The organism is Mycolicibacterium arcueilense (assembly GCF_058536225.1).
In genome coordinates, this window is record NZ_JBZTYL010000009.1 from 14,756 (window position 1) to 35,169 (window position 20,414).

21 protein-coding genes are annotated in these 20,414 nt (G+C 66.7%); 12 read left to right on the forward strand and 9 right to left on the reverse strand.

Annotation, left to right across the window (positions count from 1 at the left end; translation table 11 throughout):
- Positions 1 to 5: 5 nt before the first annotated feature.
- On the reverse strand, positions 6 to 464 hold the full coding sequence (lpqV, locus tag AC4LGL_RS14635; protein ID WP_491839390.1) for a lipoprotein LpqV: 459 nt from the start codon (positions 462 to 464) through the stop codon (positions 6 to 8).
- A 118-nt stretch (positions 465 to 582) separates the two neighbouring features.
- Between lpqV and AC4LGL_RS14640 the strand changes: the two genes are divergently transcribed.
- Positions 583 to 1,098, forward strand: a complete 516-nt coding sequence (locus AC4LGL_RS14640; RefSeq protein WP_055116783.1) for a cysteine dioxygenase — start codon at positions 583 to 585, stop codon at positions 1,096 to 1,098.
- A 5-nt stretch (positions 1,099 to 1,103) separates the two neighbouring features.
- Entirely contained in the window at positions 1,104 to 1,472 is a 369-nt protein-coding gene (locus AC4LGL_RS14645; RefSeq protein WP_491839391.1) for a rhodanese-like domain-containing protein, read from the forward strand.
- 11 nt (positions 1,473 to 1,483) lie between these two features.
- Here the strand turns inward: AC4LGL_RS14645 and AC4LGL_RS14650 are convergent, their stop codons facing one another.
- From AC4LGL_RS14650 to AC4LGL_RS14660, 3 genes are read right to left on the reverse strand one after another with little or no spacing between them, the layout of a single operon-like run.
- Positions 1,484 to 3,184 carry an alpha/beta hydrolase gene (locus tag AC4LGL_RS14650; protein WP_491839392.1) on the reverse strand — a complete coding sequence of 567 codons (1,701 nt, stop codon included), beginning with the start codon at positions 3,182 to 3,184 and terminating at the stop codon, positions 1,484 to 1,486.
- 9 nt (positions 3,185 to 3,193) lie between these two features.
- Positions 3,194 to 3,970 (reverse strand): enoyl-CoA hydratase, encoded by a 777-nt coding sequence (locus tag AC4LGL_RS14655; protein ID WP_491839393.1) that lies wholly within the window; start codon positions 3,968 to 3,970, stop codon positions 3,194 to 3,196.
- Positions 3,967 to 5,013: an enoyl-CoA hydratase/isomerase family protein gene (locus AC4LGL_RS14660; protein WP_491839394.1), complete on the reverse strand. Its 1,047-nt coding sequence runs from the start codon at positions 5,011 to 5,013 to the stop codon at positions 3,967 to 3,969. The genes AC4LGL_RS14655 and AC4LGL_RS14660 overlap by 4 nt, the downstream gene beginning before the upstream one ends.
- Before the next feature lie 175 nt (positions 5,014 to 5,188).
- On the opposite strand from AC4LGL_RS14660, the gene AC4LGL_RS14665 reads away from it, so the two are divergent.
- Together AC4LGL_RS14665 and AC4LGL_RS14670 are read left to right on the forward strand one after the other, a co-directional pair.
- Positions 5,189 to 6,037, forward strand: a complete 849-nt coding sequence (locus AC4LGL_RS14665; RefSeq protein WP_418021668.1) for a Bax inhibitor-1/YccA family protein — start codon at positions 5,189 to 5,191, stop codon at positions 6,035 to 6,037.
- Between the two features lie 226 nt (positions 6,038 to 6,263).
- The gene (locus AC4LGL_RS14670; RefSeq protein WP_491839465.1) at positions 6,264 to 7,115 is read left to right on the forward strand and encodes a putative endonuclease domain-containing protein; all 852 of its coding nucleotides are present in this window, start codon (positions 6,264 to 6,266) and stop codon (positions 7,113 to 7,115) included.
- Between the two features lie 53 nt (positions 7,116 to 7,168).
- On the opposite strand, the gene AC4LGL_RS14675 is transcribed toward AC4LGL_RS14670, so the two are convergent.
- Together AC4LGL_RS14675 and AC4LGL_RS14680 are read right to left on the reverse strand one after the other, a co-directional pair.
- Positions 7,169 to 8,386 (reverse strand): acetyl-CoA C-acetyltransferase, encoded by a 1,218-nt coding sequence (locus tag AC4LGL_RS14675; RefSeq protein ID WP_055116771.1) that lies wholly within the window; start codon positions 8,384 to 8,386, stop codon positions 7,169 to 7,171.
- 42 nt (positions 8,387 to 8,428) lie between these two features.
- A complete protein-coding gene (locus tag AC4LGL_RS14680) occupies positions 8,429 to 9,376 on the reverse strand; it encodes an SGNH/GDSL hydrolase family protein (protein ID WP_491839395.1) in 948 nt (315 codons plus the stop codon).
- Between the two features lie 192 nt (positions 9,377 to 9,568).
- Here AC4LGL_RS14680 and AC4LGL_RS14685 point away from each other — a divergent pair, with 192 nt between their 5' ends.
- The 5 genes from AC4LGL_RS14685 (at position 9,569) to AC4LGL_RS14705 (ending at position 15,248) form a co-directional block, all read left to right on the forward strand.
- Complete coding sequence (locus AC4LGL_RS14685; protein ID WP_491839396.1) at positions 9,569 to 10,606, forward strand: alpha/beta hydrolase; 1,038 nt, start codon at positions 9,569 to 9,571, stop codon at positions 10,604 to 10,606.
- A 29-nt stretch (positions 10,607 to 10,635) separates the two neighbouring features.
- A complete protein-coding gene (locus AC4LGL_RS14690; RefSeq protein ID WP_491839397.1) occupies positions 10,636 to 12,030 on the forward strand; it encodes a cystathionine beta-synthase in 1,395 nt (464 codons plus the stop codon).
- Positions 12,031 to 12,298: 268 nt separating this feature from the next.
- Positions 12,299 to 13,417 carry a DUF2189 domain-containing protein gene (locus AC4LGL_RS14695; protein ID WP_491839398.1) on the forward strand — a complete coding sequence of 373 codons (1,119 nt, stop codon included), beginning with the start codon at positions 12,299 to 12,301 and terminating at the stop codon, positions 13,415 to 13,417.
- A 141-nt stretch (positions 13,418 to 13,558) separates the two neighbouring features.
- Positions 13,559 to 14,065 carry an NINE protein gene (locus tag AC4LGL_RS14700; protein WP_491839399.1) on the forward strand — a complete coding sequence of 169 codons (507 nt, stop codon included), beginning with the start codon at positions 13,559 to 13,561 and terminating at the stop codon, positions 14,063 to 14,065.
- Positions 14,066 to 14,090: 25 nt separating this feature from the next.
- The gene (locus AC4LGL_RS14705; protein ID WP_055116764.1) at positions 14,091 to 15,248 is read left to right on the forward strand and encodes a cystathionine gamma-synthase; all 1,158 of its coding nucleotides are present in this window, start codon (positions 14,091 to 14,093) and stop codon (positions 15,246 to 15,248) included.
- Between the two features lie 9 nt (positions 15,249 to 15,257).
- Here AC4LGL_RS14705 and AC4LGL_RS14710 read toward each other — a convergent pair whose 3' ends face one another.
- The 3 genes from AC4LGL_RS14710 to AC4LGL_RS14720 all read right to left on the reverse strand — a co-directional run bounded on the left by AC4LGL_RS14710 (position 15,258) and on the right by AC4LGL_RS14720 (position 17,135).
- Complete coding sequence (locus tag AC4LGL_RS14710) at positions 15,258 to 15,929, reverse strand: GOLPH3/VPS74 family protein (RefSeq protein WP_491839400.1); 672 nt, start codon at positions 15,927 to 15,929, stop codon at positions 15,258 to 15,260.
- A gap of 47 nt (positions 15,930 to 15,976) precedes the next feature.
- A complete protein-coding gene (gene greA, locus AC4LGL_RS14715; protein WP_491839401.1) occupies positions 15,977 to 16,471 on the reverse strand; it encodes a transcription elongation factor GreA in 495 nt (164 codons plus the stop codon).
- Positions 16,472 to 16,712: 241 nt separating this feature from the next.
- A complete protein-coding gene (locus AC4LGL_RS14720) occupies positions 16,713 to 17,135 on the reverse strand; it encodes a DUF4307 domain-containing protein (RefSeq protein WP_055116761.1) in 423 nt (140 codons plus the stop codon).
- A 111-nt stretch (positions 17,136 to 17,246) separates the two neighbouring features.
- Here AC4LGL_RS14720 and mca point away from each other — a divergent pair, with 111 nt between their 5' ends.
- Genes mca through AC4LGL_RS14735 form a run of 3 tightly spaced genes read left to right on the forward strand, consistent with a single transcriptional unit; the run spans position 17,247 to position 20,405 of the window.
- Positions 17,247 to 18,113: a mycothiol conjugate amidase Mca gene (mca, locus tag AC4LGL_RS14725; RefSeq protein ID WP_491839402.1), complete on the forward strand. Its 867-nt coding sequence runs from the start codon at positions 17,247 to 17,249 to the stop codon at positions 18,111 to 18,113.
- Positions 18,110 to 18,415 (forward strand): hypothetical protein, encoded by a 306-nt coding sequence (locus tag AC4LGL_RS14730; RefSeq protein WP_491839403.1) that lies wholly within the window; start codon positions 18,110 to 18,112, stop codon positions 18,413 to 18,415. Before mca ends, AC4LGL_RS14730 begins: the two co-directional genes overlap by 4 nt.
- A complete protein-coding gene (locus AC4LGL_RS14735) occupies positions 18,375 to 20,405 on the forward strand; it encodes a thioredoxin domain-containing protein (RefSeq protein ID WP_491839404.1) in 2,031 nt (676 codons plus the stop codon). Before AC4LGL_RS14730 ends, AC4LGL_RS14735 begins: the two co-directional genes overlap by 41 nt.
- Positions 20,406 to 20,414 lie beyond the last annotated feature (9 nt).

Below are 20,414 nucleotides of genomic sequence, written 5' to 3' on the forward strand. Positions count from 1 at the left end.
GGCGCTTAGCTGCAGAGCTCGTCGGCCGCTGCCTGCGCCGCGACGATCACCGCGGCCTGACGGCCCGGCTCCAGCTCGGGCCACGCCACGTTGTAGGTGCCGGGACCAGGTGCGGCTCCCGGAGCCTGCAGGCTTGCCAGGTAGGGCTCGATCTGTGCCTTGAGGTCCCCGCCCTTGCCCTCCATCCAGATCTTGGCGGCGTGACAGGCCTGGAAATACTCCTCTTCGGTGGACTGGGCGTCGGCGCCGACCGCCGTCGTGACCCCGCCCGGGGACGTCGCGATCTCGCCGGGCTTGACCTTCGGGGCCGCTGCCTCGGTGGTTGCGGTGGCTTGCGACGACGGTGCCGCCGACTCCCCGGACTTGTCCTTGTCGGCCTCTGTCGAGCATCCGATGAGCAGGCTCAGACCGGCGGCTGCGACGGTTCCGGCGGTCAAGCGGGTGGTCCACGTGTAACGGCGCATCCCGCCAATCTATGCAACACTGGCGGCCATGACGGAAGGGACCGGATTCCAGGAGTGTTGTCGGGCTCGCTAGCGCGCCCGTCTGCCCTGTTCCGCCGTCATTCTTGGAGTTTCTCTGATGCTGTCCACGCTCGCGCCCGTTCCTGCCGTCTCGGCGCCCACCCGGCTGCGATTGCCCGACCTGCTGCACACCACCGACCGCGCCGCCGACGATGTGCTGTCCGGCCGCTACGACCGGCTGCTGCGCGGGCTGCCGAAGGACGACCGCTGGTACACCCGCTTGTCCGGTGACGACGAAGTCGAAGTCTGGCTGATCAGCTGGGTGCCCGACAAGTCGACCGAAATGCACGACCACGGTGGCTCACTGGGGGCATTGACCGTGGTGTCCGGTGCGCTGCGCGAAACCCGCTGGGACGGTGAGCTGCTCCGGAAACGACGACTCACGGCCGGCGATCAGGCGGCGTTCCCGCTGGGTTGGGTGCATGACGTGGTGCATGCGCCTGCGGCGATCTCCGGACCGACGCTGAGCGTGCACGCCTACTCGCCGCCGCTCACAGCGATGTCCTACTACGAGGTGACGCCGCAAAACACGTTGCGCCGCAACCGTACCGAGCTCACCGACGCCCCGGAGTGACTGCCATGAGCCGCATCGACACCGTGCTGGAGCAGGCCCGTACCCGCCTGCACCGGCTGCCCGCCGCCGACCTTCCCGAGGCGCTCGACGCCGGTGCCATCCTGGTCGACATCCGTCCGGCCGCCCAGCGTGCCGCCGAGGGGTCGGTACCCGGGGCGCTGATCATCGAACGCAACGTGCTCGAGTGGCGCTGCGACCCGACCAGTGACGCGCGGATCCCGGAGGCCGTCGACGACGACGTCTACTGGGTGATCCTGTGCTCGGAGGGCTACACGTCAAGCCTGGCCGCGGCCGCGCTCGTCGACCTCGGACTGCATCGTTCGACCGACCTCATCGGCGGCTATCACGCATTGGTCGCCGCCGGCCAGGTGTAAACGCCCGGTGCTCAGGCGTTCTCGTTGCTGCTCAGCATGGGCCGCAATTTTGCCGTCATCTCCGGTGTCCACCCCGGGGGCTGCAGGATCGCGGCCCAGGCGTCGGCCACATTCTGGACGTACACGTGCCCGTGCCCGTCGGGAACGTCGACCGCCACTGCCATGTCCGCCGAGACCTGAAGGAACGTCACCACCGGAATCCATTCCATCCGGCGGGACACGTCGTACCCGCGGGGTTCACGCAGCCAGTCCGGCTTGGCGAACAGCAGGTCGGGCGTCCACCACGAGATCGGGTCGGAAGCGTGTTGCAGGTACACCGCGCGGGGATGACCCCACGGTGCGTCGGGCCGGTTCAGATTCTCGGCCTTCGCCACGAACCGGGCGTTCTCGCCGTTGTCGTAGATCGGCAACCATTCCGGTGATCCGGCGTCGCGGTCACGGGTCAGCGTCGTCCAGATCGTGTTCTTGAACGTCGGGCCGGAGAACAACGCGCCGTCGGTGCGGGCTACAAGATTGTTCAGCGAGAGGAACGGTGCCTCACCACCGAACGATCCCAGGCTCTCCCCGAACACCACCAGCTTGGGGCGCTTGTTCTCGGGCATCGCCCGAACCAGGGCGTCGACCGCCTCGAACAACGCCTGCCCGGCCTGCCGCGCGTTCTCCTGGTCGACCAGGAACGACAACCAACTCGGCAGGAACGAGTACTGCATCGACACGATCGCGGTGTTGCCGTTGTACATGTACTCCAGGGCAGAGGCCTCGGCCTCGTTGATCCAGCCCGTGCCCGTCGTGGTCGCCACCGCGACCACGGCGCGGTCCAGGCCGCCGGTGCGCTGCAACTCTCGGGCCGCCAGGGCCGCGGTGGCCTTGATGCCGTCAGCGGAATGCAGACCCGCATAGGCGCGGATCGGTTCGATCGCGGGTTTGCCGGTGAACCGCGAAAGCTGTTGCACCGTAGGGCCGGCCGAGACGAATACCCGGCCCTGATGGCCGAGCGACTCCCAATCGGCCAAGGACTGCGGACCGCCCGAGCGCAGGGGCGACATCGGAGCGGCGAAGTCGGGATCGCTCTCGTCGTTGACGGCCGCGAACGTCCGGTTGATGGTGTCCATCGCCACCCGGGCCACGACACCGTTCAGGAGCGCGATGGTCAGCGCAAGCAGAAACGCCACCACGACGACGGCCGAAACCCGCGGCGGCAGAAAGCGATCCAGCTTGAGGTCCAGGAACCGCACGAGCTTACGGATCAATTGCCCGATCTCGACGAACGCGAACAGGACCACCAGCGACAGCACCGCGGTCAGCGGGTGATCCCAGAACTTCAGCCGGTCCACCCCCATGAAGTCGCGGACCTCGTCCTGCCAGACGTGGAAGTACACGATCATCAGGATCTGCCCGACGACGCCGACGGCGAGCAAGGCCAGCCAGGCCCACTTGGGGGCCTTCGGGCTGGTTTCCTTGGATCGCATGTAGCGGACCAGCCACACCCCGAAGACGCCGAGGCCGTAGCCGGTTGCGCCGGCGCCGCCGCTGACCAGACCTTGGAACAGCGGCCCGCGGGGCAGCAGCGACGGGGTGAGCGAGAACCAGACGAACACCAGGCCCACCGCGGTGCCGAAGAACGTGTAGTGGCGCAGCCACCACACAGGCTTATCTGCGTCCCCTGACTGGACTTCGGGTGCGTCGGCCTCGGGTTCGGCGGTCTCGGTCACCCGTCGACTTTAGCGATGGGTGAAGTTGGCGGCGCGCTTCTCCGAGAACGCTGCCATGCCTTCCTTCTGGTCTGCGGTGGCGAAGGCCGAGTGGAACAGCCTGCGCTCGTAGAGCAGTCCCTCGGCCAGGGAGGACTCGAAGGCCCGGTTGACCGCTTCCTTGGCCATCCGCGACGCCGACAGCGACATGCCGGCGATGGTCGCTGCCACGGCCAGGGCCTCGTCGATCAGCGAGTCCGCGGGCACCAGGCGCGACACCAGGCCGGCGCGTTCGGCTTCCACGGCGTCGATGGTGCGGCCGGTCAGGATCAGGTCCATCGCCTTGGCCTTGCCGATCGCCCGCGTGAGCCGCTGCGAACCACCCATGCCCGGCAGCACGCCCAGCTTGATCTCGGGCTGACCGAACTTCGCCGAATCCGCGGCGATCAGGATGTCGCACATCATCGCCAGCTCGCAGCCGCCGCCCAGCGCGTAGCCGGCGACCGCGGCGATCGTCGGGGTGCGGGTGTCGGCGAACTTCGACCACAGCTCGAAGAAGTCTGCCGAGTACACGTCGGCGAACGACAGCTCGGCCATCTCCTTGATGTCGGCGCCCGCCGCGAACGCCTTCTCGTTGCCGGTGACGATGATGGCGCCGACGCTGGGATCGCGATCGAGTTCGGCTGCGGCCGTGGTTACTTCGGTCATCACCTGGGTGTTGAGCGCGTTGAGCGCCTTCGGCCGGTTCAGCGTGATGGTCGCGACCCGGTCGGTGCGGGTCACCAGGATCGTCTCGAACTCACTCATTGGTTGTCCTCCTGGAAGGTCAGATCGGGATCGGCCGGAACGAAGTACGCGTCGACGTCGGCGGCGGTGACCGCCTCGAGCGAGGCAGGGGACCATTGCGGGTTGCGGTCCTTGTCGACGAGCTGGGCGCGGATGCCCTCGACGAAGTCATGCGATTTCACCGATGCGCACGAGGTTCGGTACTCCTGCTGCAGCACGTCCTCCAGTGTCGCCAGCTTGGCGGCCCGGCGCACCGCTTCCAGCGTCACCGACAGCGCGATGGGGGAGCGGGTGGCGATGAGTTTCGCGGCATCTTCGGCGGCGGTGCCGTGCGTCTGCAGGGCGGCGATGATGTCGGCCACGGTGGCGCCGGCGTAGCACTCGTCGATCCAGCTGCGCTGCTCGACGAGTTGGCTGGCGGGCTGTTCCACGGCGTAGTCGGCGAGGGCCTTCTCCACGCCATCGCTGACCACGGCTGCGGTGAACTCGGCTACCTGGTCGTGCGGCACATAGTGATCGGCGAAGCCCATGGCGATCGCGTCGGCCCCGGAGAACGGGGCTCCGGTTAGCGCGGCGTGCAGTCCGAGTCCTCCGGGGGCGCGGGAGAGCAGGTAGGTACCGCCCACGTCGGGAATGAAGCCGATGCCGACCTCGGGCATCGCCATCTTGGTGGTGTCAGTGGCGACGCGGACGTTGCCGTGGGAGGCGACGCCAACGCCCCCGCCCATCACGATGCCGTCCATCACCGCCACATAAGGCTTCGGGTAACGGCCGATATAGGCGTTGAGCAGGTATTCGTCGTACCAGAACTTTCGTGCGGCCTCGCCGCCCTCACGGGCGCTGTGATAGAGCGCCACCACGTCACCGCCCGCGCACAGGCCGCGTTCGCCGGCGCCGGTCAGCAGAACGGTGTGAACCGCATCGTCGTTCTCCCACGCGTGCAGTGCCTCGGAGATGCCCGCGACCATCGCATCGTTGAGCGAGTTGATCGCCTTGGGCCGGTTCAGCGTGAGGATCCCGACGCCGTTGCGGACACTTACTAGGACGTCCTCGTTTTCTGTCACGAGATGCAATCTAGTTCGGCCCCCCAGTTGTGGTGCGCTACGGGTAGGGTTTGCCCCAAGATCAAACCTGTCAGTTTCCTGGGAGTCATTTCGTCTCCACGGGAACCCGCCCGGAACATTGATCGTTGAGCTACTAGTTCGTACTCGAACACATCTCATCAGAGAGGACCCGACGGTGCGCGAAACCAGCAACCCGGTATTCCGCAGCCTGCCCAAGACGCAGGGCGGATACGCACAATTCGGTACCGGAGCCAGCGGCTTCGGTGCACAGCAGGTGCATGCGCAGCCCTACGCGCAGGAGTACCTGGAGCAGCCGCAGACCGGCGTTTCCCGCCCGCTGACCATCGATGACGTCGTCACCAAGACCGGCATCACGCTGGCCGTCGTGTCGGCTGTCGCGGTGGTGTCGTACTTCCTCGTGGCCGGAAACACGGCCCTGATGATGCCGTTCACCCTGATCGGCGGCCTCGGCGGTCTGGTGATGGTCTTGATCGCCACCTTCGGCCGCAAGCAGGACAACCCGGCCATCGTGCTGACCTACGCCGCGCTGGAGGGCCTGTTCCTCGGCGCAGCGTCGTTCCTGTTCGCCAACCTGGTCTCCAACGGTGGGCCCACCATGATCTTCCAGGCCGTGGTGGCCTCGATCGGTGTGTTCATCGGCATGCTCGTGGTCTACAAGACCGGTGCCATCCGCGTGACGCCCAAGTTCACCCGGATGATCGTCGCCGCGATGTTCGGTGTTCTTGCGCTGATTCTGGTGAACTTCGCGCTCGCGATGTTCGGTGTCGGCGGCGGTGAAGGCCTGGGCCTGCGTTCCGGCGGCGGCCTGTCCATCGCGTTCTCGCTGTTCGTCATCGCCCTGGCGGCGTTCAGCTTCCTGATCGACTTCGACGCGGCCGACCAGATGATCCGCGCCGGTGCTCCGGAGAAGGCCGCATGGGGCATCGCCCTTGGCCTGACCGTCACCCTGGTCTGGCTGTACATCGAGATCCTCCGGTTGCTGTCGTACTTCAACAACGACTAGCAACCCTGCCCCGAGAAAGGCGTCCGCGATTGCGGGCGCCTTTTTCTTTTGCGTGGGTAGGCGCTGACTCTGCGTTGAGGGCGTTGGCTTCTCGCACTTTTGCGCCGTGGACGCAGAGTCGATTCGTGGGTTATCCCCACAGCGAGGTTCATGCACAGGGTCGGGCCATGGCGTGGCCTGGGCTGAGCCGGCTGTCAGCAGCTCAAACCAGCCTGGCGTCATGGACATCGGCAACGAACCCTTCGTCGGCAGCGAGGCTCTGGCAGGCGGCGAACTGAACCGCCATGAATTGCGCCGCTACTACCGGTCGCTGATGCCAAACGTGTACCTGGACAAACGGATCGCTCCGAATCTGCGCCGCCGAACGCAAGCAGCTTGGCTGTGGTCACATCGAGCAGCGGTGGTCGCGGGTCTCTCGGCATCCGCCTGGCATCGGGCCAAGTGGGTCGACGACGACGTTCCAGTCGAGTTGATCTGGTCGAATGCGCGGGCGCCGAAACGGGTGATCACCCGTGCCGACCTGCTGCTGCCGGGGGAGTCGCAACGGCTCGACGGGCTGAATGTGACCACACCGGAGCGGACCGCCTTCGACATCGGCCGGCGCGGGCCCCTGAGGGAGGCGGTGGCTCGGCTCGACGCGCTGGGCAATGCGACGGGGCTGAAAGCAGCTGATGTGTTGGCACTGGCGGATTGTCATGCCCATGTGCGTGGTCTACGTCAGCTCGAGACGGCTCTTGAACTCTATGACCCTGGGGCACAGTCCCCGAAAGAAACCTGGCTTCGACTCATGGTCATCGATGAGGGATATCCGCGACCGCGGACACAGGTGCCGGTACCAGGCCGGAATGGCCAGCCGCGGTACTACCTGGACATGGGTTGGGAGGAGTACATGCTCGCGGTCGAATACGACGGCGTGCAGCGTGCCGATGCGCTGGGCTACGACATCGTCCGTCATGAATACATCAGCCAGGCTGGCTGGACCACGATTCGAGTGGCAGCAGGCCATCGTCGGCCGGAAATCATGTGGCGCCTGCAACGCGCTTGGGATCAGGTTGCGCCGCCATTGGCTCTGCGGTGAGGGCGCGAGCTACTCGCACTTTTGCGCCCTCAGCGCAGAGCCAAAGCTGAAAACTAGGAGAGGCGCTCCACAACCATCGCCATACCCTGGCCGCCACCGACACACATCGACTCGATGCCGAAGGTCTTGTCGTGGGTGGCCAGGTTGTTCAGCAGCGTGGCGGTGATGCGGGCACCGGTCATGCCGAACGGGTGGCCCAGCGCGATCGCGCCGCCCGAGACGTTCAGTTTGTCCTCGTCGATGCCGAGCTCACGAGCCGAACCGAGCACCTGCACGGCGAACGCCTCGTTGATCTCGACCAGGTCGATGTCGGAGATCTTCTTGCCGGCCTTGGCCAGCGCCTTCTTGATGGCCTCGATCGGGCCGAGGCCCATGATCTCCGGCGACAGGCCGGACACCCCGGTGGAGACGATGCGGGCTAGCGGGGTCAGGCCCAGCTCCTTGGCCTTGGTGTCGCTCATGATGACGACTGCGGCGGCGCCGTCGTTCAGCGGACACGCATTGCCCGCGGTGATGGTGCCGTTGGGTCGGAAGACCGGCTTGAGCTGGCTGATCTTCTCGTAGGTGGTGCCGGCGCGCGGGCCGTCATCGGTGGAAACCACGGTGCCGTCGGGGAGCGTCACGGGAACGATCTCCCGCTCGAAGAAGCCGCTCTTGATGGCCTCCTCCGCGCGGTTCTGCGAACGCACGCCCCAGTGATCCTGGTCCTCACGGCTGATGCCGGTGAAGGTGGCGACGTTCTCGGCGGTCTGGCCCATGGCGATGTAGACGTCCGGGATCAGGCCGTCTTCGCGCGGGTCATGCCACTTGATGTCCCCCTCGGCCTGCGTGAGCGTGCGGGCCTGGGCCTCTTCGAACAGTGCGTTCTTCGAGTTCGGGGCGCCGTCGGCGGCACCGACGCCGAAGCGCGACACCGTCTCCACACCCGCGGAGATGAACACGTCACCCTCGCCGGCCTTGATGGCGTGGAAGGCCATCCGGGTGGTCTGCAGCGACGACGAGCAGTACCGGTTGACGGTGGTGCCAGGCAGGAAGTCGTAACCGAGCTCGACGGCCACGGCGCGAGCGATGTTGTAGCCGGCCTCACCGGCGGGCTGGGCGCAGCCCATCATCAGGTCGTCGATGTCGCGGGGGTCCAGCGAGGGCACCTTGTCCAGGACGGCCTTCACCATCTGAGCGGCGAGGTCGTCGGGGCGCATGGTGGCCAGCGACCCCTTGACGGCGCGGCCGATAGGCGAGCGGGCGGTGGCAACGATGACGGCTTCAGGCATGACGGCTCCTGCTAATCGAATGGCTTAGAAACTCAGTTGAAACTAGCCCGCGGGCACCACGATGGGTGCGGGCACCCCGGTTGAGCGGCGCCAAAGCCTGCTGACACCGCCCAGGCGGGTCAACAGTGTCCTCGTGTCGGCGGCTCCCGATTCCAGTGCCTCGTCGCCGTCCCAGTCGCCGAGAGCAGTGCATACCGCCGGCAGCAACTGCTTGGCGGCCAGTGCGTACCCAGCTGCCGACGGATGGAACATGTCGTCGGAGAACAGCAGGTCAGGGGCCTTGTGGAAGTCCCGGGACAGAAGGTCCGAGAACGGCACGGGTATGCCGCCGGCCGCTCGGACGGCGCCGGCCTGGGCGCGGGCCAAGCGCAGGCCGAGGTTGCGGGCGACGGTGCGCAACGGTTGCGGGATGGCGGTGATCACCCCGAAGTCGGGACAGGTGCCGACCACGACTACGGCTCCGGCCGCCTGCAGCCGGCGCACCGCGTCGCCGACCCGGCGGGCCGATGGACCGATGCCGTTGGGCTTGGTGATGTCGTTGGCGCCGATCATGATCACGGCGGCATCCGGCGGTGGGCCCGCCACGAACATGGCATCGATCTGGCCGGACAGCCCCTTCGAGGTGGCGCCGACGATTGCCTTGGTGCTCAAGCGGATCCGCTTGTCGAACTGCTTCGCCACGCCGCGGGCGATCAGCACCCCGGGTACCTCGTCGGCCACCCGGCAGCCGTATCCGGTGGCGGTGGAGTCACCGAAGATCATCAGGTGCAGGTCGAAGGGGACTCCGCGTTCCCACTTCTCGACGGGCCCGCCGCCGGGGAGGTACACGCCGTCGGCGCGGGGTGGGACGTCCCAGGACTTGGGAATGACCTGACGCGCCTTGTTGGCCTGCCCGCTCAACAGGTTGCGTGCTCCGATATAGGCCGATCCCGTAGAAGCCAGCGTCGCCGCAGCGGCGAGGGCGATGGTCGACCGACGCGGTGTGCCCACGAGATCAGTTTAGGCGGACGAGACAGGTTGTCCGCGTGGCGGCGCAGCGTGGCGATCACAGTGCTGTATCAAGTCCGGTATCAATTCAGTTTATTTGACTGTTGAACTGTTTACGGATGTCAAGCTAAGTTACCCGGGTTGTCTGAGTGACGAAGCTCACCTAGCACTACAAAGACGTAGGAAGTGGTGACGATGACTGCACCGAGCAAGGTATCCAGGTCGCATCATGCTGGCATAAGCCCAGCTAGGACCCACCGCGGGCGTAGGTTCCCGGTCAGTGACGGCGCGCCCGTCGAGGTGGTCGAGGACGGACCGAGCCTGGCCGGCCGATTGGCTTCGCTGGCGGCCACGCTGACAATCAAGCCGACCTTGGCGATTGGTAGCCATGTACCGCATTTGCCGTGGCCATTCGGGCTCGTCAATTTCGCCGCCCGACTGATCCGGCCGGTGCCCGGGACCATCAAGGCCACCATCGCGCTGCCGCACTGCACCGCGCAGCTGGTGCGGGCCGACGGCGTACTTCCCGCCGACGGAAAGCGCAGCGTCATCCTGTACCTGCACGGCGGTGCGTTCCTCGCCTGCGGGGCCAACACGCACTCGGGGATCGTCACGGCACTGTCGGAATACGCCGACAGCCCGGTGCTCGTGGTCGATTACCGGATGGTCCCCAAGCACTCGGTGGGCACCGCGATCGAGGACTGTTACGACGCCTATCAGTGGCTGCGGCTACGCGGATACGAGCCGGACCAGATCGTCCTGGCCGGCGACTCGGCGGGCGGCTACCTGTCGCTGGCGCTGGCCGAGCGCCTGGTCGACGAGGGTGAGATGCCTGCCGCGTTGGTGACCATGTCCCCGCTGTTCGAGATCGACAACGAGTCACGGGCCAACCACCCGAACATCCACACCGACGCGATGTTCCCCGCCAAGGCGTTCGACGCCCTCGTGGAGCTCATCGAGCGCGCCGCCGGACGCAAGGGCGAGGAAGTCTACGAACCCCTCGACCACATCGAGCCCGGTCTGCCGCGCACGCTGATCCACGCGTCTGGCTCGGAGGCTCTGCTCAGCGACGCGCGAAAGGCCGCGCACATGCTGGCCGCCGCAGGGGTTCCCGTCGAGCTGCGGATCTGGCCCGGTCAGATGCACGTTTTCCAGCTCGCGTCGCCGATGGTGTCCGAAGCGAAGCGCTCGTTGCGTCAAATCGGCGAATACATTCGAGAGGCCACCTGGTAAGCGTTTCGCGGGCCTGAGACCATTGACGTATGCGCATCGCCAGGCACATCAGTGAGCTCATCGGCAATACCCCGCTGGTACAGCTGAACTCAGTTGTCCCCGAAGGCTCGGGCAAGGTCCTGGCCAAGATCGAGTACCTGAACCCCGGCGGCAGCTCCAAGGACCGCATCGCGGCCAAGATGATCGACGCCGCCGAGGCCAGCGGCGAGCTCAAGCCCGGCGGCACCATCGTCGAACCGACGTCCGGCAACACCGGCGTCGGCCTGGCTCTGGTGGCCCAGACCCGCGGCTACAAGTGCATCTTCGTCTGCCCTGACAAGGTCAGCGAGGACAAGCAGAATGTGTTGCGCGCCTATGGCGCCGAGGTTGTGGTGTGCCCGACGGCGGTGCCGCCGGACCATCCGGACAGCTACTACAGCGTCTCCAACCGCCTCGTCGAGGAGATCGACGGCGCCTGGAAGCCCGACCAGTACTCCAACCCGATGGGGCCGGAGAGCCACTACGAGACGACCGGTCCGGAGATCTGGGCCGACACCGACGGCACCGTGACGCACTTCGTGGCCGGGGTCGGTACCGGCGGCACAATCACCGGCACGGGCCGCTACCTCAAAGAGGTGTCGGACGGCAAGGTTCAGGTGATCGGTGCCGATCCGGAGGGCTCGGTGTACTCCGGCGGGACCGGGCGGCCGTACCTGGTGGAAGGCGTGGGTGAGGACTTCTGGCCGTCCGCCTACGATCCGTCGGTTCCCGACGGGATCATCGCCGTCTCCGACAACGACTCGTTCGACATGACCCGACGGCTGGCCCGCGAAGAGGCGCTGCTGGTCGGTGGATCCTGCGGCATGGCAGTCGTCGCCGCACTCGAGGTGGCCCGCACGGCCGGTCCCGACTCGGTCGTCGTGGTGCTGCTGCCCGACGGCGGACGCGGTTACCTCTCAAAGATTTTCAACGACGCGTGGATGTCTTCGTACGGATTCCTCCGCAACCGGCTCGACGGTTCGATCGAGCAGTCGACGGTCGGCGATGTCCTTCGCGGCAAATCCGGGGCGCTGCCCGACCTGGTGCACACGCACCCCTCGGAGACGGTGCGCGACGCGATCGGCATCCTGCGCGAATACGGCGTCTCGCAGATGCCGGTGGTCGGTGCCGAACCTCCTGTGATGGCGGGCGAGGTGGCCGGCAGCGTGTCCGAGCGGGAACTGCTGTCCGCGGTGTTCGAGGGCCGGGCGAAGCTGGCCGACGCAGTGGCCGACCACATGGGCCCGCCGTTGCCGTTGATCGGTGCGGGGGAGTTGGTCTCCACGGCGGCGAAATCTCTGCGGGACTGCGACGCGGTGATGGTCGTCGAGGAGGGCAAGCCTGTCGGCGTGCTCACTCGCCACGATCTGCTCGGGTTCCTCTCCGAGGGCGGCGGCCGACACTAGTCAGGGCAAAGCGCGTATCTGCGCGTGGAATGCCTTGTCTTCAGCGACTTCTCAGTTAGGGTGGGTTCGCCCCGGGCTAGCAAACTCAGACACCATCACTGCCCGCGGTGGAGACCGGCCCACTGTGCCCGGCGAATACGCTCGTGTTGTCCTGTCAAAGGGCGTTGACGGTGCGTAATCTGCCTGTGGAGCAGTCTGTCTGTATAGGTGCTGGCAGAACGTAGCGTCCGCCCGCGGCGCGCTATCCGAGATGAGGAGAGCTTTCGACGTGACCGATCAACCGCCCCCGCCCGGGAATTACCCGCCGCCGCCGGAGGGGGGCTATCCGCCTCCGCCCCAGCACGGCGGTTTCGCGCCGCCGCCTCCGCCGCAGGGTGGTAGTTATCCACCGCCGCCTCCCCCGCAGGGCGGTGGCTACCCGCCCCCGCCGCCGCCTCATCAGGGTGGCTATCCGCCTCCCCCGCAAAGCGGTGGCTACCCGCCGCCTCCGCCGCAGGGCGGTGGCTATCCACCGCCTCCCGGCGGCTACCCGCCTCCTGGCGGTTACCCATCCCCGGGCGGTTACCCGCCGCCCGGTTACGGTGCTCCCGGCTACCCGCCTGCGGGCGGGCCTGGATTCGGTGGCGCGCCGTACAGCATCGGTGACGCCTTCTCGTGGGCCTGGAACAAGTTCCTCAAGCATCCGGCTGAACTGATCGTGCCGACGCTGCTGTACGGCCTGATTGCAGGCGTCGTCTACGGCATCTTCTACGGCATCGCCTATGCGATCGCGCCGGACTCGACCAGTAGGTACGAGTCCTATCAGGACGGCTTCAGCTACTCGGCTTCGAGCGACTTGGGGACCGGGGGCAGCATCGTCATGTTCATCGGCTCGATCGTGCTGTTGGTGGTCGGTGGCTGGATCGCAGCGGGGTATACCGCCGGAATGCTCGACATCGCCAATGGCCAACCGGTGACGATCGGTTCGTTCTTCAAGCCGCGCAACGTCGGCAACGTCATCCTCGCGACGGTGATCGTCGGTGTGATCTCGTTCCTGGCCAACCTGGTGCTGTTCGCGCCCACGTTCCTGATCGGCGCGTGGATCTTTGTGTTCATGCTGTTGTCGTTCGTCGTATCGGTGGTCCTTGCCACCCTGTTTCTGTTCACCACGGTCGCGGCGGTGGACCGCAATCTCAGCGGCGTCGATGCGGTCAAGGCGAGCTTCGACCTCGCGAAGGCCAATTTCGGCACGGTGCTGCTGACGGCACTCGTCATGGGAGTCATCGCCTTCATCGGCATGATTCCCTGTGGGCTCGGCCTCATCGTGGCGGTGCCGTTGATCCTCCTCATCGAGGTGTACGCCTGGCGTCGGCTCAGCGGTGGCCCGGTGGCACCCCTGACCCCATAGGCAGAACCGACCTCAGCGCCCGCGGCGCGTACGGCAGAAATGCCTGCGCCGTGGGCGCTGTGTTCCGTGACATCATTTCAGCTAGCCTGCCGCCGCCGGATCCACAGCGGAGTTCGGTGTATTCGAGAAAGTCGGGGCCCAATGTCGACACCAAATCAGCCCGGAGACATGTACTCCGGAGACATGTACGGAACGCCGCCCCCGGCGGTGCCGCCGCAATTCCCGCCGCCGCAGGGCGTTCCGCAGTTCGGCGGTTATCCGACTCAAGGCCCACCCGCAGGCTATCCGCCACAGGGTTTCCCGGCCGGCTACCCCGGGCAGCAGCAGCCCTACGGCGGCTATTCCGCCGACCCGTCGGCGCCGTTCGGTCGCGACCCGCAGACCGGGGAGCCGCTGTCAGACAAATCGGCCGTCACCGCCGGTCTGTTGCAGCTGTTTTTCGGCGGCTTCGGTGTCGGGCGTTTCTACATCGGCTCCACCACTATCGGCGCGATCCAACTGGGGCTGACGATTCTCGGCATACTCACGGCGATTCTTTTCGTCGGGGTCTTCCTCCTCGCCGGCGTCGGGATCTGGGCTCTGGTGGATGCGGTCATGATGTTCAGCCGGTCAGTTCCTGACCAGTACGGACGAAAGCTGCGAAACTGAGCGGCCGCGATAGGCTCGACACGTTATGAGTGAACAGCGCAGGTGGCACGGTCTGGCCACAAAAGCCATCCACGCCGGTTACCGACCCGACCCGGGCACCGGAGCCGTCAACACCCCGATCTACGCCAGCTCGACCTTCGCCCAGGACGGCGTCGGCGGGCTGCGCGGCGGATTCGAGTACGCCCGCACCGGCAACCCGACCCGGCAGGCTCTGGAAGCGGCACTGGCGGCCGTCGAGGAAGCCGCCTACGGGCGGGCCTTCGCCTCGGGTATGGCCGCCACGGACTGTGCGCTGCGCGCGGTGCTGCGGCCGGGCGACCACGTGGTGATTCCCGACGATGCCTACGGCGGCACGTTCCGCCTCATCGACAAGGTGTTCTCGCAGTGGAACGTCACTCACACCCCGGTCCCGCTCAGCGATCTGGACGCCGTGCGTTCGGCCCTCACCCCGCGGACCCGGCTGATCTGGGTCGAGACGCCCACCAACCCGCTGCTGAGCGTGGCCGACATCCCGGGGATCGTCCAGATCGCGTCGTCCTCCGGGGTCAAGGTGTTGGTGGACAACACGTTTGCCTCGCCTGCGCTGCAGCAGCCGCTGTTGCTCGGCGCCGACATCGTGCTCCATTCGACCACCAAGTACATCGGTGGGCACTCGGATGTGGTGGGCGGTGCGCTGCTGACCAACGACGAGGAACTCGACGCGGCATTCGCATTCCTGCAGAACGGTGCCGGTGCGGTGCCGGGGCCTTTCGACGCGTACCTGACCATGCGCGGGCTCAAGACGCTGGTGCTGCGCATGCGTCAGCACAGTGAAAACGCTGCGCTGATAGCCGAATTCCTCGACGGGCACCCCGCTGTCGAGACCGTGCTCTACCCAGGTCTGGCCAGTCACCCGAACCACGATGTGGCGGCGCGGCAGATGTCGGGCTTCGGCGGCATGGTGAGCCTGCAGCTCCGGGGTGGGCCCCGGGCGGCACGTGAATTGTGCTCGCGTACTGAGCTTTTCATTCTCGCCGAGTCGCTCGGCGGGGTGGAGTCGTTGATCGAGTACCCAGGGGCCATGACGCATGCGTCGACCGCAGGCTCGCAGCTCGAGGTCCCTGACAACCTGGTGCGGCTGTCGGTGGGTATCGAGCATGCCGCCGACCTGCTGGCCGACCTGGAGCAGGCCCTCGGTAAGTAGCGCCGCGCGCTAGGCCATCAGGGCCGGACGTAACGCCGACGTCGTCACTGCCAGATTCATCTCCGGCAGTGCCGACGCGGTCTCGTCCACCCAGATGCCCGTTGCGATTTCGGTGGACCGGGCATGCACCCAGCGCCAGCCCCGGTCGTTGAGGCTGAGAATCGCGCCCAGGCCGTCGACCGCATGCAACAGGCAGATGATCGCGGCGATCGCGGGTACCGGGTTGTGCCCGTCGAACAACGCCGCCAGCAGCGCTGCCCGGGCCTGGCTGACCCGCTCCCGGCTGGTCAACGGCCAGCAGTACACCGACTTGCCCGGAAAGCCCTTACCGGGCATGCGGACTCGGCGGACCAGCCCGATCCGTTCGAGATGCTGTTCCAGGTTGGCTTGGGAGTGCCTGCTGAGCTTGGCCAGTGCGGTCTCGGCCGGAAGCGGCCGGCGTTGCAGTAGTTCGAACGCCGGATCGCCGACCGGATCGGCGGGCCAGTCACCGGCCAATGCGATCAGGCGGCCGGCCTCGATCGGTTCGCCTGCCATGGCAGGACGGATCCGGCAGGCATACGCCAGATCCAGCAGGACTGCCGCGCTGAGTACTTTCTCCCTGCGATGCCGATCAAGTGCGGGCTGCGCGGCTGCGTTGTCCAGCAACAGCAAGAACAGGTCTTCGGCGATTTGCGCCATTTCCCCGACTGTACTGTTTCCCCGTGTTCCCCCCGCCCCTCGACCCGTCAGTCGTGATAGGGCTCGGCGCTGACCAGGGTGACCTTGACGGTGTTGCCGTTCGGCACGGTGTAGGTGCGCGACTCGCCGACCTTGGCATCGAGCAGTGCACTGCCCAGCGGTGAGTTGGGGGAGTACACCTCGAGCTTGCCGTCGCTGATGCCCTCCTGGCGGGTGGCGATCAGGAACGTCTCGGTGTCCTTCTTGTCGTCGTCGTAGTACACCTTGACGACCGAACCGGGCAGCGCGACACCGGACTGCTTGGGTGCCTCACCGACCTTGGCGTTGTTGAGCAGCTCCTGCAGCTGGCGGATGCGGGCCTCCTGCTGGCCCTGCTCCTCGCGGGCGGCGTGGTAGCCACCGTTCTCGCGCAGGTCGCCCTCTTCGCGACGGTCGTTGATCTCGGCGGCGATCACCGGCCGGTTGGCGATCAGCTGATCCAGCTCCGCCTTCAACCGGTCGAATGCGTCCTGAGTGAGCCAGGTGACCTGTGTATCGGTCATGTTCTTGTGCTCCTTCTGTCTTGCTTGCCCTCGCGGCGCTCTTGCGCCTTCCTCGCGTACGAAGTCCGTCGTTTCCGGGCCGGGGCATGCGCATGTATTGCCGCGGACGTAAGCACCTAACTGAGTGCTAATGCAGCAATACACGGCCCCAGCGAGGAACCGTGTATCGCACAATCGTACCACCGAGTAGCCGACGAATCTTCACGTAATGGCTGTTCGACGTTTGTTGCGAGCGTCAAATTCAGGGCGCTACCAGGTAGGACGGCACATCCGTCCCGCAACCGTAGACGTCGCCCATCACGGGGGGTCGACTCGATTTCACTTCGGCAGTCACCTGCACCACCCGCTGATCGGACGGACCCACCAGGATTTCGCGTCGCCCGGTTTCGCTCCCGTCGATCGAACGGGCCCGGACGATGCAGACCACAGGCGTCGACGGGTCAGGCCGGGTCACCCCGATCGTCACCGAAACGGTCTGGTTGTCGATCAGTTCGTAGGCCGAGAGCTCGCCTTTCACCTCGCCCGTGCCCAACCGCTGGAAGGCCACGACCGCCAGGATCACACCGGCCACGACCACCACGCCGACCAGCGCGAACGTGATCCATCGCCGGGTCCGGCGGGACAATTGGCGGGATCCGTAGCGGGCGGCGGGGCGTTCGATCATCAGAACTGGAACTATAGGGCCAGACGAATCCGTCACCGCAGCCCAGGGAGCGGGCTGAAGGTTTGGGTACAGGGATTAGGTAAGAGGACGCCGTAGTTAGATGAAAGCGAAATGAGCGAACTGCGGTTGATGGCGGTGCATGCCCACCCGGACGACGAGTCCAGCAAGGGTGCGGCTACCACCGCGCGCTATGCAGCCGAAGGTGTGCGCGTCATGGTCGTGACGCTCACCGGCGGCGAGCGCGGAGACATACTCAATCCGGCGATGGACCTCCCCGAGGTACACGGCCGGATCACCGAGGTGCGCCGTGACGAGATGGCCAAGGCCGCCGAGATCCTCGGCGTCGAACACCACTGGCTGGGATTCGTCGACTCGGGCCTGCCCGAGGGCGATCCGTTGCCGCCGCTGCCGGACGACTGTTTCGCGCGTGTGCCGCTGGCCGAGCCGGTCAGCCGCCTGGTCCGGGTGATCCGGGAGTTCCAACCGCACGTGCTGACCACCTATGACGAGAACGGTGGCTACCCCCATCCAGACCACATCCGCTGCCACGAGGTCTCGGTGGCGGCCTATGAGGCGGCCGCCGACTACCGGCTGTACCCGGAGGCCGGGGCTCCGTGGAACGTCTCGAAGCTGTACTACAACCACGGCTTCCTGCGTGAGCGCATGCAGCTGCTGCAGGACGAGTTCGCCAAGTATGGTCGGCAGGGTCCCTTCGGCAAATGGCTGGAACACTGGGACCCGGACCACGACCCGTTCGCCAACCGGGTGACCACCCGTGTTGAATGCTCGGAGTACTTCAGTCAGCGCGACGACGCGCTGCGCGCGCACGCGACCCAGATCGACCCGAAAGGCGATTTCTTCCATGCGCCGATCGAGTGGCAGCAGCGGCTCTGGCCGACTGAGGAGTTCGAGTTGGCGCGGTCGCGTGTGCCGGTGAATCTGCCGGAAGACGACCTGTTCACCGGGATTGAGAAATGATCGACACTTTGACCGCAGTGATCACACTGCTCGCCGACGAGCCGCGAAATACCGGGCCGGAGTTCGGTAAGGCAACTCCGCTCGGCTTGCTCGTCACGGTCGCGCTGCTGATCGGCACCTTCGCGCTGGTGTGGTCGATGAACCGTCACCTGCGCAAGCTGCCCGAGTCCTTCGACCGGGAACATCCCGAGCCCGACCAGGCCGCCGACGAGGGCACTGCCGACGGTGCCGGTGACGGCGAGGCGGTCGAGAACGTCGCCGATGACCATCAGAGTCAGCCCCGTGAGCCGGGTAGCGGGTAACACGCTCGGCGGGTCCACCAGCCCGTACCTTCGCCAGCACGCCGACAACCCGGTGCACTGGCGAGAGTGGACGCCCGAGGCGCTCGCAGAAGCGGCCTCGCGGGACGTCCCCATCCTGCTGTCCATCGGATATGCGGCCTGCCACTGGTGCCATGTGATGGCGCATGAATCGTTCGAAGATGCCGATGTAGCCGCCGTGCTCAACGACGGGTTCGTCTGCATCAAGGTCGACCGCGAGGAACGTCCCGATCTGGACGCGGTCTACATGAACGCGACCGTCGCCTTGACCGGGCAGGGCGGCTGGCCCATGACCTGCTTCCTCACCCCGGACGGTCGGCCGTTCTTCTGCGGCACCTACTACCCGAAGCTCGGATTCCTGCAACTGTTGGACGCCGTCGCCGAAACCTGGCGGGACCGGCGCGACGAGGTCGAGCGCGCCTCCGATCAGATCGCCACCGAACTGCGCTCGATGTCGGCCGGGTTGCCAGGCGGTGGGTCGCCGGTCGGACCCGAATTGTGCAATCACGCGGTGGCCGCCGTGCTGAACGACGAGGACGTGGCGCACGGCGGCTTTGGCGGTGCGCCCAAGTTCCCGCCCGCGGCGTTGTTGGAAGGGTTGCTGCGCCACCACGAACGCACGGGTTCGTTGGCGGCGTTGGCGGCTGTCGAGCGTACGTGTGCGGCCATGGCCCGCGGTGGCATCTACGACCAGCTGGCCGGGGGATTCGCCCGCTACAGTGTCGACCCGCACTGGGTGGTGCCGCACTTCGAGAAGATGCTGTACGACAATGCGCTGCTGTTGCGGGCCTATGCGCATCTGGCCCGGCGGACCGGGGATCCGTTGGCGCGCAGGGTGACTGCGGAGACGGCCGGGTTCCTCATCGCGGACCTGGGTGCCGGTGCCATGTTCACCTCCTCGCTGGACGCCGACGCCGGTGGGCGCGAAGGGCTGACCTATGTGTGGACACCGGCCGAACTGCGCTCCGTCCTGGGTGAGGACGACGGAGCTTGGGCCGCTTCCCTTTTCGGGGTCACCGCGCACGGCACGTTCGAGCACGGTGCTTCGGTGCTGCAACTGCACCGCGATCCCGACGACACTGCCCGCTTCGAGTCGGTGCGCGCGAAGCTGTCGGCGGCCCGCGCCCTGCGGCCCCAGCCGGCCCGCGACGACAAGGTGGTGACCGCCTGGAACGGCCTGGCCATCACCGCGCTGGCAGAAGCCTCGGTGGCGCTCGAAAGTCCCGAACTGCTTTCTGCGGCAGTAGAATGTGGACGCCGGCTGCTGGAGCTGCACGTGGTGGACGGGCGGCTACGCCGGGCCAGTCTGGGTGGCAGGGTCGGCGAGAGTGCGGCGATCCTGGAGGATCACGCGGCGCTGGCCACCGCATTGCTGACGCTGTACCAGCTCACCGGGTTCGGGCTGAACGAGGCCGTGCGGCTCTTGGATGTCGCGCTCGAACATTTCGCGGACCCCGATCAGCCGGGCCGCTGGTTCGACACCGCCGACGACGCCGAGCAACTCATGGTGCGTCCCGCCGACCCGATCGACGGCGCCACACCGTCGGGCGCGTCGCTGATCGCCGAGGCCCTGCAGGCGGCGGGATACCTGACCGGCTCGCAGCGCTATGTCGATGCGGCGCAGGCGACTTTGTCGTCGGCCACGCCGATCCTGGCCCGCGCGGCCCGCTCGGGCGGGCATTGGCTGGCGGTGGCCGAAGCCCAGGTACGCGGGCCGATCCAGATCGCGGTGGCCGGGGATCCGTCGTCGCCTCTGCTGGAGGCTGCGCGCCGGTTGGCGCCCGGTGGGGCGCTGGTTGTCGGCGGTGCTGTCGATTCTTCGGAGCTGCTCAAGGGACGCGACCGGGTGGACGGCGCCGACGCCGCGTACGTGTGCCGCGGGACGGTCTGTGACCTGCCCGTCACGGCGGTCGGCGACCTGGCTGTCTCGCTGGGCGGTCAACCGCCGGACGGCGGAAGTGGCGCCGTGTAGCCTCGCGGC